General features: G+C 40.6%; 11 protein-coding genes. 8 read left to right on the top strand and 3 right to left on the bottom strand.

The window, feature by feature from the left end:
• Window positions 1-165 precede the first annotated feature (165 nt).
• A complete protein-coding gene (locus tag WBW42_RS00610; protein ID WP_032056229.1) occupies window positions 166-1,794 on the top strand; it encodes an NADP-dependent glyceraldehyde-3-phosphate dehydrogenase in 1,629 nt (542 codons plus the stop codon).
• Window positions 1,795-1,862: 68 nt separating this feature from the next.
• Here the strand turns inward: WBW42_RS00610 and WBW42_RS00605 are convergent, their stop codons facing one another.
• On the bottom strand, window positions 1,863-3,128 hold the full coding sequence (locus WBW42_RS00605) for a glutamate-5-semialdehyde dehydrogenase (RefSeq protein ID WP_017482033.1): 1,266 nt from the start codon (window positions 3,126-3,128) through the stop codon (window positions 1,863-1,865).
• Window positions 3,129-3,427: 299 nt separating this feature from the next.
• Between WBW42_RS00605 and WBW42_RS00600 the strand changes: the two genes are divergently transcribed.
• Entirely contained in the window at window positions 3,428-4,741 is a 1,314-nt protein-coding gene (locus tag WBW42_RS00600) for an alpha/beta fold hydrolase (RefSeq protein ID WP_017482034.1), read from the top strand.
• Window positions 4,742-4,793: 52 nt separating this feature from the next.
• On the opposite strand, the gene WBW42_RS00595 is transcribed toward WBW42_RS00600, so the two are convergent.
• Window positions 4,794-5,636, bottom strand: coding sequence for a class I SAM-dependent methyltransferase (locus WBW42_RS00595; protein ID WP_017385729.1), 843 nt, complete (start codon window positions 5,634-5,636; stop codon window positions 4,794-4,796).
• Window positions 5,637-5,961: 325 nt separating this feature from the next.
• Complete coding sequence (gene nagZ, locus WBW42_RS00590; protein WP_017482035.1) at window positions 5,962-6,981, bottom strand: beta-N-acetylhexosaminidase; 1,020 nt, start codon at window positions 6,979-6,981, stop codon at window positions 5,962-5,964.
• Window positions 6,982-7,173: 192 nt separating this feature from the next.
• Here nagZ and WBW42_RS00585 point away from each other — a divergent pair, with 192 nt between their 5' ends.
• The 6 genes from WBW42_RS00585 to rlmN all read left to right on the top strand — a co-directional run bounded on the left by WBW42_RS00585 (window position 7,174) and on the right by rlmN (window position 13,564).
• On the top strand, window positions 7,174-9,357 hold the full coding sequence (locus WBW42_RS00585) for a carboxy terminal-processing peptidase (protein ID WP_017482036.1): 2,184 nt from the start codon (window positions 7,174-7,176) through the stop codon (window positions 9,355-9,357).
• Window positions 9,358-9,494: 137 nt separating this feature from the next.
• A complete protein-coding gene (locus WBW42_RS00580; protein ID WP_080777103.1) occupies window positions 9,495-10,784 on the top strand; it encodes a glycosyltransferase family 4 protein in 1,290 nt (429 codons plus the stop codon).
• Window positions 10,785-10,808: 24 nt separating this feature from the next.
• A complete protein-coding gene (locus tag WBW42_RS00575) occupies window positions 10,809-11,360 on the top strand; it encodes a phosphatase PAP2 family protein (RefSeq protein WP_017482038.1) in 552 nt (183 codons plus the stop codon).
• A gap of 99 nt (window positions 11,361-11,459) precedes the next feature.
• Complete coding sequence (gene iscX / locus WBW42_RS00570) at window positions 11,460-11,660, top strand: Fe-S cluster assembly protein IscX (protein WP_004698764.1); 201 nt, start codon at window positions 11,460-11,462, stop codon at window positions 11,658-11,660.
• A 113-nt stretch (window positions 11,661-11,773) separates the two neighbouring features.
• Window positions 11,774-12,205 (top strand): nucleoside-diphosphate kinase, encoded by a 432-nt coding sequence (gene ndk, locus WBW42_RS00565; protein ID WP_000963851.1) that lies wholly within the window; start codon window positions 11,774-11,776, stop codon window positions 12,203-12,205.
• A 123-nt stretch (window positions 12,206-12,328) separates the two neighbouring features.
• Entirely contained in the window at window positions 12,329-13,564 is a 1,236-nt protein-coding gene (rlmN, locus tag WBW42_RS00560; RefSeq protein ID WP_002115097.1) for a dual-specificity RNA methyltransferase RlmN, read from the top strand.
• The last annotated feature ends 13 nt before the right edge of the window (window positions 13,565-13,577 follow it).

The following is a 13,577-nucleotide window of genomic DNA, read 5'->3' as shown; positions in this document are numbered from 1 at the left end:
TCATCTAGAAAGATTATCAACGCTTTAAGATATTCACCTTGTGGTTTACGGTTCAAGCAAGGTGAGTACGGATAATAATAGTGATATTGACCCGAATAAAACCTGATTACAGGGGCGAGTTCGGGAATATATAAAAGACATACGAATAATAAGGTATTAAGAAGAATGAATCAGTTAAATAATCTACAGCTTAAATTCCCAGTAGTGGACAGTATTCCTGAAAGTGTGCGTCTGCCTTCCCAAATTCATCAGCGTGTCTCATTAGTGGACGGTGAGTTGAAGCTATGGGCTGGTGCAACCAAGAAAACATTATCTCCAATCTGGATTCAGCAGCCTGACGGTAGCCTACAGCAAGTTGAGCTTGGTAGTTATCCTGTTATGGGTGAAAAAGAAAGCGATGAAGCACTAGAAGCAGCGGTAAGGGCTTACAACAATGGTCGTGGCGAATGGCCAATGATGAAGGTTGGTGAGCGCATTGCCTGTATGCAAAATTTTATTCAGCGCATGGTGGAGCAACGAGATCTGATTATTAAGCTGATCATGTGGGAAATTGGCAAAAGCTTGGCGGATTCAGAGAAAGAATTTGACCGTACGATTACCTACATGCGTCAAACGATTGATGCCCTGAAAGATTTAGATAATGCCAACTCCCGCTTTGTAATTGCTGAAGGTACGATTGGACAAATCCGTCGTACTCCATTAGGTGTCGTGTTGTGTATGGGACCATACAACTACCCACTGAACGAAACCTTTGCAACTCTGATCCCAGCTATGCTGATGGGTAATACCATTATTTTTAAACCACCTCAATTTGGGACTTTGTTGTTTGAACCGTTACTAGAAGCGTTCCGTGACTCATTTCCAAAAGGTGTGATCAATACGATTTATGCACCAGGCTCTCTAGTGGTACCCCATCTATTGGCATCTGGGCAAATTAATGTACTGGCACTGATTGGCTCTAGTAAAGTGGCTGATCACTTGAAGAAGCAACATCCTAAATCTCACCGTCTGCGTGCGATTTTGGGATTGGATGCGAAGAATGCAGCCATTATTCTGCCAGATGCTGATTTGGATCTAACAGTGAAAGAGTGTCTGCTGGGTGCATTGTCGTTTAATGGTCAGCGTTGTACCGCGCTCAAAATGCTGATGGTACATCGCTCGATAGCCGATGAATTTGTTAACCGCCTAACGGCTGAACTGGCCAAACTTAAAGTGGGTATGCCGTGGGAAAAAGGTGTATTTATTACGCCGCTACCTGGTATGCACCGTACAGCCTACATGACTGAAGTGATTGAAGATGCTGTGGCTAAAGGGGCAAAAGTAGTTAATCCGGAAGGTGGTGAGTTCTGCAAAACCATGTTCTATCCAGCCGTAGTTTATCCAGTGACTGAGGGGATGAGACTGTATCGTGAAGAACAGTTCGGTCCAGTGATACCAGTCTCTGTTTATGATGATATTGAAACTGTGCTGGAATATGTTACTACTTCTGATCATGGTCAGCAGGTGAGTATTTTTGGTAGTGACCCTGAGCAAATTGGCCATTTAGTTGATCCGCTGGTTCATCAAGTCTGTCGTGTAAACATCAATTGTCAATGTCAGCGTGGCCCTGATGTATTCCCGTTCGGTGGTCGTAAAGATTCCGCGGAAGGTACACTGTCTGTGCATGATGCTCTACGAGCGTTCTCTATCCGTTCTATGATTGCTGCTAAACAAACAGATGATAGCAAAGGCATGTTGGCCTCTATGGTGTCTGAGCACTATTCTAAATTCGTGAATACCGACTTTATTTTCTAATTAATAACTTGAATAATAAAAAAACGCCTGAAATTGATCAGGCGTTTTTATTTGAACTCATAGATTAATTATTGGCGAATTTGACCGTCACCTAACACAATCCATTTTTGAGAAGTTAAGCCTTCTAAGCCAACAGGACCGCGGGCATGAATTTTATCTGTAGAGATACCAATTTCTGCCCCTAAGCCATATTCAAAACCATCAGCAAAACGAGTTGAAGCATTGATTACAACTGAGCTTGAGTCTACACGAGCTAAGAATTGACGAGCTAAAGTGTAGTTTTCAGTCACAATTGCATCGGTGTGATGTGAACCATATTTGTTGATATGGTCAATTGCTTCATCAATACCGCTAACCACTTTAACAGCAAGAATTGGCCCTAAATATTCGGTATACCAATCTTCTTCTGTTGCAGGTTTTACAGAGGCACCCAAAATACGGCGTGTTTCTGGGCAGCCACGTAATTCAACTTGTTTTTCAGTATACAGTTCGGCAATGCGTGGTAAGAAAACGTCTGCAATTTTTTCATCAACAAGCAGTGTTTCCATCGCATTACAAACACCGTAACGATGTGTTTTTGCATTTAATGTAATTGGTAAAGCTTTTTGCAAGTCGGCCTGTGCTTCAACAAATACATGGCAGTTACCATCAAGATGTTTAATGACAGGAATACGCGCTTCGTTGGTTACGCGCTCAATTAAGCTTTTACCGCCACGTGGAACGATTACATCTACATATTCAGCCATGGTGATGAGATGACCAACAGCTGCACGGTCAGAAGTTTCAATGACTTGTACTGAATGCTCAGGTAAACCGGCAACTTTTAAACCATGCTTAATTGCTTCTGCGATTGCTTTATTTGATTCGAGTGCTTCTGAACCACCGCGTAAAATAATGGCATTGCCTGATTTAATCGCTAAAGATGCAGCTTCAAGTGTTACGTTTGGACGTGATTCATAAATCATACCAACAACACCTAAAGGTACACGCATTTTTCCAATTTGAATACCTGTGGGGCGATATGCAAGATCCGTAATTTCCCCAATTGGATCGACAAGCGCGATCACATCTTTTAAACCTTGCAACATCCCTTTAAAGCGTGCGGGCGTAAGCTCAAGACGATCAAGTAAGGCGCTGTCGAGCTGGTTGCTACGACCTTTATCCATGTCGATTTGATTCGCCGCCAAAATTGCTGCCTGATTATTTTCTAAAGCAGTATAAATAGCAGAGAGTGCATGATTTTTTAGTGAGGTAGAAGCACTTGTTAAGACGCGTGAGGCCTCGCGTGCTTGTTGCCCAACTTTTTGCATATATTGTTCAATTGAATCTTGCATAGCATTTTTTAATCATTTACCAATGAGTAAGATAGTAGCAGTCAAATGCGGAACAATGAATGGCTTTTTTTGAAAAATGTGACCGCCATAAAAAAACATTTAAATATTTTGCAAACTATTAGCGACTTAAACAAGATGAGCGGTCATTTCAGCGATTGCGTATATTTCAGACAATTGTTTAGAATGTTATTGTGCAATACAAACTAATACAAATTTTAAAGTTTTGTGCATAAAAGATTACGTGTTCAAGAAGGAACTCTTGCAGCATAAAAAAATTACAGCAAGGAGGAAGCAAGGATATGAATTCCATTATTCAAATGGATTCGGAGATCAACCAAGCTTATGCCGGTTTTGGCTTTTTCGATATCTACCATAGAGATAGTTTTAAACAACCTGCTCGTACAACATGGATTGACGGTTGGAAAATTGAATATATGGCAATTGCCGATCCTAAAACGATTCACAAAACGCCGATTGTGATTGTTGGTGGTGCTTTCCAGAATTTTAATTCTTATAAATATTGTGTTGAACAATTGTTTGAAAGTGGTCCGGTTATTTTAATTGATTTACCTTCGATGGGTGCAAATCAGCAAATTACTAATCGCGACACAGGAGTATCTGCGGGTACTTTAGAACTTCCTGATTTATCTGAAATGTTAGGACGTTGGTTAGATATCGTTGGAATACAAAAAGTTTCTGTAATGGGAATGTCTTTAGGGTCCGTGATTGCCTCTTGTTTTGCTCATCAGCGCCCAGATTTGATGGATCGTATGATCTTGATGGGAGTTATGCAAAAGACTCGTAAAAGTTGGCGAATGATTTTGGAAGAGTCGCTCAAACTCATGCAGGAAAACCGCATGGAAGAGTTTGGGCAAGCTGTTATTTTGTATTTAGTTAATCATGCAAAATTAGATAAAACTCGTATGTCACCAACCGCTAAAAAGTTATTTTTTAGACAAATGGCCGAGTTTACGGGGACTGAGCGAGAACGTTATGAAATTAACTGTAATCGTCTTTTGCGTTTAACAGATGTACCTATTCCAGAGTGCAAAACGTTGGTTGCAGCAGGGCAGTACGACAGTTTTACTCTGCCTCATGAAAATGCCAATTTTGCTTTGCAATGTCCAGATATGGAATTTGCGCTTATTGCAAACGCTGATCATGTGCCTCAATTACAGCGCCGTAAAGAAACCATGAGTTTGTTCACTTCATTTTTGAAGGGTGAATCTATCCAAAATCTAGATGGTATTATTCCAATGACGCGTGACCAGATGCAAAAGATGGAGCGCCGTGGTGAAGAGCGAGTTCCAGTTTTGCAACCGAACACTCAACTGAGCCATCGTGAATGTAAAACAGAAGTGCCAGTGACGATTGTTGACGTGACTTTCTTTGGGATATATTTAAAAATGGATGATATTTCGCAGCTTGATTTTGTGAATGATCATCCACGTGATTTGGCACTGCATTTAGAAGATGAAGAAGGTCCTTTCTCGATTGAGTGTTTAATCTTTGAAGCTACTGAACAAGGAATACGTGCTTTATTTAAACATGGCAGTTTTGAGCTTGCTGACCGTTTAAGTCGTTTTATCGCTCGCCAAAAGCTAGCCGTATAAAATTTAATTTTTTCATAAGTGGAAGTCTCAAAAATTATGAGACTTCCATTTATTATTTTATTTGAGCGTGAATAATCCAAACTAAGTCGCCTAAATGCTCTTCATGGCTATCTTGAGAAACTTCCCCAAAAAATATTTGTGGCTGTTCAATAGTAACCTGCTCAAATTCTGTATCTTTAAAAAAGTCATTAACTTCTTGTGGACTTTTGAAATGAAAACTAAATGAACTGCGAGACATGAGTTTAAGTAACTTACTACTATTCCAGATAATACTAGCAAGTTTGTTTTTAACTGGTTCAGGGTAGAGGTCTGTTAAATAGTGAAACTTTTTAAAAGTAACACCATAGTGGCCAATCGATTGGATCAATTGTTTTAATAAATTTTTATCAAAATAATTAATTAAACCTTCACTAATCACAACCAGTGGGCGGTTAGGGTCAAATACTTCAAATGCTTGTGCAAAAGCTTCTGTAAATAAATCAACTGATAAGATTTCAGGTGCATTTTTTTCAATTTGCTGTAACGCATTTTGTTTGGTTTGTGCCATATCGGGCAAATCAAGCTCCCGATAGGTAATAGAAGGGTAATGTTGTCTAAACCACCAGCCACGTGGCGACAAGCCACATGCTATTTCAAGCACCTGTAAATCAGGATTTTCTTGAATGAGTTGTTCTAAATGGTGATCAAGCATGGTGTGGCGTTGTTTGAGCGTCGTGCGCATGCTACCGCCCACATATTTCTCTGCCCATGATTCTATCGGGTGAACTAAATATGCCAATGATTTGCCTTTGGTTGTGGCAAGTGCTTCATGAGAGATTCCCATTTGATACCAGATATAACCCGTATAGTGGGCTGTAAAAGAGATGTGGCGGTGTTTTGAAAGTTGTTGTGTCATTCGTCCTGAACTCGATTTATTGTTTTTGTGTGATCTTCATTATTTATAAAAATGAAGAATTTTTACTGCATTGATGTTGAATGAACCTGCATGACGGAGTCCTGTCAATTAGGTTAGCATTTTGGGATGAACTTTCAGTTGGAGTTACTTTTCTTTCGGGAAAAGTAACCAAAACCATTGTCATACGCAAAACCTGTTCACTTTCTGAATCTATCAAATATATTGAAGCAATCAATATCCTTCAGCAGATGAGTAGGTTGCGTATGACTTAACCGCGTATCAGATAGTGAATAGGTTTTTGTAGCCAATTAAAATTTTTACTAACTTAAATCGAATTTTTAAACTCTTCAATGGCTGTTTTGACAGCTTGCCACTCATTTCCAAGCGATAAGGTTTCACCGATCTGAATTTGTGGAATTTGGCCGCGCATGCGTTCTAAACGCTCTTGGTTTGGTAGTTCTAAGTTTGTAATACCTTCGAGCGCTGTACAGGCTGCACTTCGGTCATTACACACCAGTCCCATGTCACACCCAGCCGCTAGAGCAGCCTGAATACGCGCATCTGCCCCCCCTGCGACACAAGCAGCCTGCATGCTTAAGTCATCAGAGAAAAGTACACCATCAAACTTCAAACGCTTGCGTAGAACTTCTTGAATCCAGAAAGGTGAAAAACCTGCTGGATTTGGATCAACTTGATCATAAATCACATGTGCAGGCATGAGCGCATCAAGCTGAGGCATAAGCTTAATGAAGCTTTGCATATCATGGTTATAAATTTCGTCATAGCTACGGCTGTCGATTGCAGCAGCAACATGAGAGTCGGCTTTCACAGAACCGTGGCCTGGGAAATGTTTGCCCGTATTTGCCATTCCAGCTTTTTTCATGCCTTGCATAAATGCGCCTGCAAGTGGGGCAATATCTTCAATATTTTTAGAGAAGCCACGGTCGCCAATCACGTCACTAATTGCATTAAGATCTAAAACTGGTGCAAAACTAAAATCGATGCCGACTGCAAGAACTTCTGTTGCCATTAACCAACCGCACTGTTCAGCCAGCTCAAGTGCTTTTTGAGGTTGAGTTAAATATAAATCCCCAAAACGGCCCATGGCTGGTAATACGGTAAAACCTGATCTTAGTCGTTGAACTCGGCCACCTTCTTGGTCAACAGCAATCAAAATATCTGGGCGAATTTGACGCATATGGTCGGTTAAAGCACGTACTTGTTGTGGAGATTCAATATTTCGTGCAAATAAAATCATGCCACCGACTTGCGGAGCGCGTAATAGTTCAATATCTTCTTGAGTAAGTTCTGTGCCGGCGATGTCCAGCATCAATGCGCCAATCATATTGGTTCCATTTGAATTTTGATTGAAAAACAATAAGCGAATTTTGCAATGTTTTGCTACATTTTGTCAGTACAGAATATGATAAAACTACACGGTATAAACAATTTAGTTGGTTAAGATTTTGAATCTGCTTAGTTCATATCGAAAACAGAGCGTGTAAGATAGGAACACCCAAGGAAGTATTAAAAATTTATGAAACTTCAAACTATAGCTTGTGCAGTAGCGATCGCGACTGGCGGTTTATTCTTCTCTCATACGATGAATGAAGCGAGAGCGGCAACCAATACTGCTGCGGTTTCTCAATCAATCCAGCCAACGCAAGAACAGGCTTTGGTGGCTCGCCAACTGGCAACTTTAGTTGATCGTCAACATTATTTAAATATGCGTCTGGATGCGAACACATCAAATCGTATTCTGGATATGTATTTAGATAGCCTTGATCCAGATCACTCATTATTTCTAGATTCTGAAGTTCAAAATTATAAAAAACTATATGGTTCAAATTTTGGTGCTTCATTAAAAGCGGGGAATTTAACTGGACCGTTTGCAATTCATCAGCAATATCGTGAACGCTTAAAACAATTTTATGAGTTCATGTTAGCTGAGTTAAAACAACAGCAAAATTTAAAGCAGCCTAATAGTTATATTGAAGTTGATCGTGAAAAAGCACCATATTTTAAAACGACTGCTGAGCAACAGAATCATTGGCGAAAAATGTTGGTTTCACAGTTAATCAACTTAACCATTAGCCGTGAAGAAGAGCAGGCGAAGCAAAAAGCGCTTAAAGAGAATCCTTCACTTGCAAATGGGCAAGACTTAACTGGCCCAGAAGATTTAACGCCAGCCCAAACGTTAACTAAACGTTATACGCGTCAGCTTGAAAGAATTAGTCGTGTGAAAAGCGATGACGTCTTGGATAAAACATTAAATGCAATGTTGGCAACTTATGATCCACATAGTAACTATTACCCGCCAATTGATGCGATAGAACTTAATCGCCAAACTACCTTGCAGCTTGAAGGTATTGGTGTGTCGATTCGTCCAGAACGTGGCAACGAAGATTACACCAAAATTGAAACCATTGTAGAAGGTGGCCCTGCAAGTAAGTCTGGTCAAGTGAAATCAGGAGATCGAATCATTGGTGTCGCTCAAGAAGGCGAGAAAATGATTGATGTGATTGGCTGGACAAGTTCTGAAATTGTTGGGCTTATTCGTGGTAAGCGCGGAACGAAAGTCACGCTAAAACTTCTTGGTGCTGGCGCATCAATGAGTCAGGCTCGTAATGTGACTTTAGTACGCGATGTTATTCAAGAAGAAGATGCTGGTGTTCGTTCACGCACAGTTGAAGTGACACGTGATGGTAAAAAGCATGTGTTGGGCGTAATTGAAATTCCATCGTTCTATTTTGACTATCGTTCACGTCGTGCGGGTAAACAATATCGTTCAGTTTCTGAAGATACTGCAAATGCTTTTGAGGCGCTAAAAGCGAAAAAAGTAGAAGGTATTATTATTGACTTACGTAATGACCCGGGTGGCTCATTAGAAGAAGTTGCACGTATGTTGGGGCAGGTGATTAAGTCTGGCCCGGTAGTACAAATTCGTGATGGGAATGGCAACGTAAGCGTGTTTGAAGATAACGATGGCGGTCAGCAAATTTATACAGGTCCACTCGCGGTATTGGTGAACTTGGCATCTGCATCGGCAAGTGAGATTTACTCTGCTGCAATTCAAGATTATGAGCGCGGTATTATTATTGGTAGTACAACCACTGGTAAGGGTACAGCTCAGGTACAACTTGATACTCTGGCATATGGTCAAGCGACTTTAACTCAGCGTAAGTTCTATCGTATTACAGGTGGTAGTACACAAAATAAAGGTGTAGTGCCAGACATTAAACTCGTCGACATCTATAACGAAGAGTTTGGTGAGCGTAAATCGAAGAATGCGTTGAAGTGGGACACAATTCCTACTGCACCATTTAAACGAGAGGGTTCTGTTCAGCCTTATGTGACAAAGTTGTCCCAATTCTCTGAACAACGTGTTGGCAATGACGCTCAGTTTAAATATCTAAATAAACGTACTGCGATTGCTAAGGTGACGAGTGATCAAAAACAAGTAGTACTTGATATTGATAAGCGCCGTGCTGAATTACTTGGCTTAGAGAAACAAACTTTAGATGCAGAAAATGAACGCCGTGCTGCAACGGGTCAAAAGCCTTTTGCAAACTGGGAAAGCTATCAAGCTTCATTAGATGCTCTAGCTGAATCTCGCGCTAAAATGAAAGCATCGCAACGTCCAGCGTTACCAGAAGAGGAAACTTTTGTGACTGAAGCTGCTAATGTACTCATGGATTATGCAAAATTGCAAAATCGCTAAGAGTTACTAGAATTTAAGAAAAAGCATGCTGTCATCAGTGTGCTTTTTTTATTTTTCATGTCAGTAAACTGTCATGCATTTATCATCAAAATGTCAAAAAAACTGCTTAATCTTTAAGCATGAAAATAAATACATTGATGGATGGCGCTATGCAAAGTTCATATGCGACAGCACTATTAAAACAACAGCAACTTCCTGAAAGCTTCCAATTCTTTTTTAAACAAAAGCAGCAGCTATCTAATGCACATTCATTGCATGATTTGGTGCGCCCACGTTTAAAAATTGCGATTGTAACGGAAACTTGGCCACCCGAAATCAATGGTGTGGCACTTTCATTATTGCAGTTATGCCAAGGTTTACAAAAACAGGGGCATAAGATTTTACTGATTCGCCCAGAGCAAAAAGCGAAATGTCATGACTTTACGCCAGAGCAAGAATGTCTGGTGATGTCGCAGGCGATTCCAAAATATCCAACTTTACAATTTGGTTGGCCACAATATTTAAAAGTATCGAAAGCTTTTGAAAAGTTTGTGCCAGATGTTGTGCACATCGTGACTGAAGGGCCGTTAGGTTTAACCGCCATGCAGGCTGCTAAGGCAAAAGCTATTCCTGTTTCGAGCGGCTTTCATTCGCCATTTCAAGACTTTAGTCGTTTCTTCGATTTGGCTTTTTTAGTCAAACCGATTCAAAAATACCTGTGCTGGTTTCACAATAACACTCAAGTGACCTGTGTGCCGAGTAAAGATACTCAAGAAGCATTACGCGGTTTTGGTATTACTTGTCCACTGGTTGTCGTTGGGCGTGGCGTAGATACGACCAGATTTTCACCGAAGCATCGCTCTGAAAATTTGCGAAAACAATGGGATGCTGATGATAATACTCGCGTTATGCTTTATGTGGGGCGTTTGTCTCCCGAAAAAGAAGTGCAAGTGCTCATTGAAAGTTATGCGAACCTAAAAACCATTCAGCCACATAAAACTAAATTAGTTATTGTGGGAGATGGCCCAGATTTTGCTCGTTTAAAGTCACTACCTGAAGCGAAGGGTGTTATCTTTACCGGAAGTCTTAGAGGTCAGGATTTGGCGGCTGCCTATGCGAGTGCAGATGTATTCGTATTTGCGAGTCAAGTTGAAACGTTTGGTAACGTAGTTTTAGAGGCAATGGCAAGCGGTTTACCAGTTATAGCGTATGATTATGCATGTGCACATCAATACTTAACACATGGTGTGAATGGCTGGTTAAGCCCACTTGGACAAAAAAACCACTTTATACAACAAATTTATCAGCTTCCTTCGGTACAACAACTTAGAGAAATGGGCGTACAAGCCTGTCATAAAGTACAGCAAAGCGGTTGGCAACTTCCGGTTCAGCAATTGGAGCAGGCATTTTATCAGGTAGTGAAGGAGCCCTCGTTGGACTTCACCTAAGTATCCTAAGATAGGAGAATGACCATGAAATTTAAGAATGCAAAAATAAAAATACTCGATTTAGATTTGAGAGGCTGTTTATATCTGAACAATTTCTCTCACTCACAGCGTGTTGCCCTTTTTTTCAAAATTATCAGTCGTGTTGGTGATGGTCCATTTTGGTATCTAATGTTGGCAATCGTGTGGGGCATGCAAGGTATCACCTATAGCTTGCAAATTATCTACTTGTTGCTAGGTGGTTCTGTCGGCACAGCAATTTATAAATTTTTAAAACATAAGACAACGCGACCACGTCCTTATCAGGTGCATCAGGTGATTGTGCTTGGTGAAAGACCGCTTGATCACTTTAGTTTTCCATCAGGCCACACACTTCATGCAGTCATGGTGACAATTGTATTGGGTTACATCCAGCCAGTTTTGCTTGCTGCCATGTTCCCATTTATGGTGCTTGTCGCTTTGTCTCGTATGGTACTGGGTCTTCATTATCCAAGTGATGTGATTGTTGGTGCGCTAATTGGTGCAGCGGTCGCGGCTACGATTATTTTTGTGGCGCCATTATTGAACATCGCTTTATAAGCATCGGTAATTTTTATCAGCTTAAGCTATCGATTAAGTTTGTGGATTTGCTAAAGTACACAGTTCGTGATTTAGCAGATTAAACAGATAGGAGCCGCTATGGGCTTACGTTGGACAGATACCATTGATATTGCCATTGAATTGTCAGAAGCACATCCAGAAGTTGATCCGCAATGGATCCGTTTTACCGATTTACATGCATGGGTGTGCGCATTGCCAGACTTCAGTGATGACCCAAATAAATCGACAGAAGGATTGCTAGAAGGCATTCAGATGGCCTGGATAGACGAAGTTCGCTAAAAATAGTAGAAAAATCGCAACTTTTACACATTCAAAGCTGATTATTGCCTATGACATCGGTATAATGCGGCAAATTTTTTTAAAGTTTAAATCTTAAAATAAAGGAGCCACTCATGGCTATTGAACGTACTTTGTCTATCGTAAAACCTGATGCAGTGTCTAAAAACCACATCGGTGAAATTTTTGCTCGTTTTGAAAAAGCGGGTTTAAAAATTGTTGCGACTAAAATGAAACACCTTTCTCAAGCTGATGCTGAAGGTTTCTATGCTGAGCATAAAGAACGTGGTTTCTTTGGTGACTTAGTTGCATTCATGACTTCTGGTCCAGTTGTAGTATCTGTTCTTGAAGGCGAAAATGCAGTTCTTGCACACCGTGAAATCTTAGGCGCTACAAACCCTAAAGAAGCTGCTCCTGGTACGATTCGTGCTGACTTCGCTGTAAGCATCGACGAAAACGCTGCTCACGGTTCTGACTCAGTTGCTTCTGCAGAGCGTGAAATTGCTTACTTCTTTGCTGACAACGAGATCTGCCCACGCACTCGTTAATCGAAAGCATTCAAACCAGATAAGTGGTATACTACTTATCTGGTTTTTTTATTCTCTTAAGAGAATATTGTTTGATTCTTGAACAATATCTTCAGTTTTTTGACATGGTTTAGGTAAATACACATGAGTTCTGCAGTGGTCGTTTCATCTGAAAATCTTGATGGACAGCAGCAATCTTCGTCCACGCCGGTAATCCCTGCTGCCGAAAATAAAGTGAATTTACTCGGCATGTCTCGTCCTGAGTTAGAAAAATTCTTTGAAGATATTGGCGAGAAAAAGTTTCGTGCCGGACAGGTCATGAAATGGATACATCAATACTTTGTTACTGACTTTGCTGAAATGACCAATATTTCAGGCAAACTACGTGCGAAGCTTGAACAGATTTGTGAAATTAAAGCTCCTGAAGTGGTTCACCGTCATTACTCAAAAGATGGTACACGTAAGTGGGTGTTTCGCGTAGGTGAGGGTGCAGGTTCTTTAGTTGAAACTGTATTAATTCCTGCCGAAGATAAGACTGGATTACGTAAAACGCTTTGTATTTCCTCTCAAGTGGGCTGCGCATTAGATTGCTCATTTTGTTCAACAGGTAAACAAGGTTTCCAACGTGATTTAACGCCAGATGAAATTATTGGGCAACTCTGGATGGCAAATTATTCTTATATGGAAGAAGTGCCTGTTGCTGAGCGCGAACGCTCAGTTACCAATGTTGTGATGATGGGCATGGGTGAGCCATTGCTCAACTATGATGCTGTATTAAGCTCAATGCAGATTATGCTTGATGACTTTGCTTATGGCATGTCAAAACGTCGTGTGACTTTATCGACATCAGGTGTTGTACCAAAAATTGATCAACTTGCAAAAGATATTGATGTGGCTTTAGCCATTTCTTTACATGCGCCAAATGATGAATTACGTAACGAATTGGTACCTATTAATAAAAAATATCCATTGGCTCAGTTAATTGCAGCATGTCAGCGTTATATTGCCAAAGATGGTAATGAAAGTACGCGTAAACATGTGACGATTGAATATGTGATGTTAGAAGGCGTGAATGATCAGCCTGAACATGCACAGCAAATGATTAAATTATTAAAAAATTTACCAAGTAAAATTAACTTGATTCCGTTTAACCCGTTCCCGCATGCGCCATATGGTCGCTCAAGCCGAAATCGTATTATCTCGTTCCAAAAAACTTTGTCTGATGCGGGATTTGTGTGTACGATTCGTCAAACACGTGGTGATGATATTGACGCTGCATGTGGGCAGTTAGTAGGTCAAGTGGCTGACAGAACCCGCCGTGCTGAACAGTGGCAGAAAAAAGTCACACAGCGTCAAGAGATTTTGCGTACACAAGGATAAATTGAGGGCAGGC

Source organism: Acinetobacter sp. LT1, from assembly GCF_059800965.1.
Note: the sequence above shows the minus strand (reverse complement) of the source record. Positions and strands in the feature narration are given on the sequence as shown.

Excerpts from the sequence above, each read along its gene's own strand:
- WBW42_RS00610 (WP_032056229.1), top strand. The coding sequence starts at position 166 with ATGAATCAGTTAAATAATCTACAGCTTAAATTCCCAGTAGTGGACAGT.
- WBW42_RS00605 (WP_017482033.1), bottom strand. The coding sequence starts at position 3,128 with ATGCAAGATTCAATTGAACAATATATGCAAAAAGTTGGGCAACAAGCA.
- WBW42_RS00600 (WP_017482034.1), top strand. The coding sequence starts at position 3,428 with ATGAATTCCATTATTCAAATGGATTCGGAGATCAACCAAGCTTATGCC.
- WBW42_RS00595 (WP_017385729.1), bottom strand. The coding sequence starts at position 5,636 with ATGACACAACAACTTTCAAAACACCGCCACATCTCTTTTACAGCCCAC.
- nagZ (WP_017482035.1), bottom strand. The coding sequence starts at position 6,981 with ATGATTGGCGCATTGATGCTGGACATCGCCGGCACAGAACTTACTCAA.
- WBW42_RS00585 (WP_017482036.1), top strand. The coding sequence starts at position 7,174 with ATGAAACTTCAAACTATAGCTTGTGCAGTAGCGATCGCGACTGGCGGT.
- WBW42_RS00580 (WP_080777103.1), top strand. The coding sequence starts at position 9,495 with ATGGATGGCGCTATGCAAAGTTCATATGCGACAGCACTATTAAAACAA.
- WBW42_RS00575 (WP_017482038.1), top strand. The coding sequence starts at position 10,809 with ATGAAATTTAAGAATGCAAAAATAAAAATACTCGATTTAGATTTGAGA.
- iscX (WP_004698764.1), top strand. The coding sequence starts at position 11,460 with ATGGGCTTACGTTGGACAGATACCATTGATATTGCCATTGAATTGTCA.
- ndk (WP_000963851.1), top strand. The coding sequence starts at position 11,774 with ATGGCTATTGAACGTACTTTGTCTATCGTAAAACCTGATGCAGTGTCT.
- rlmN (WP_002115097.1), top strand. The coding sequence starts at position 12,329 with ATGAGTTCTGCAGTGGTCGTTTCATCTGAAAATCTTGATGGACAGCAG.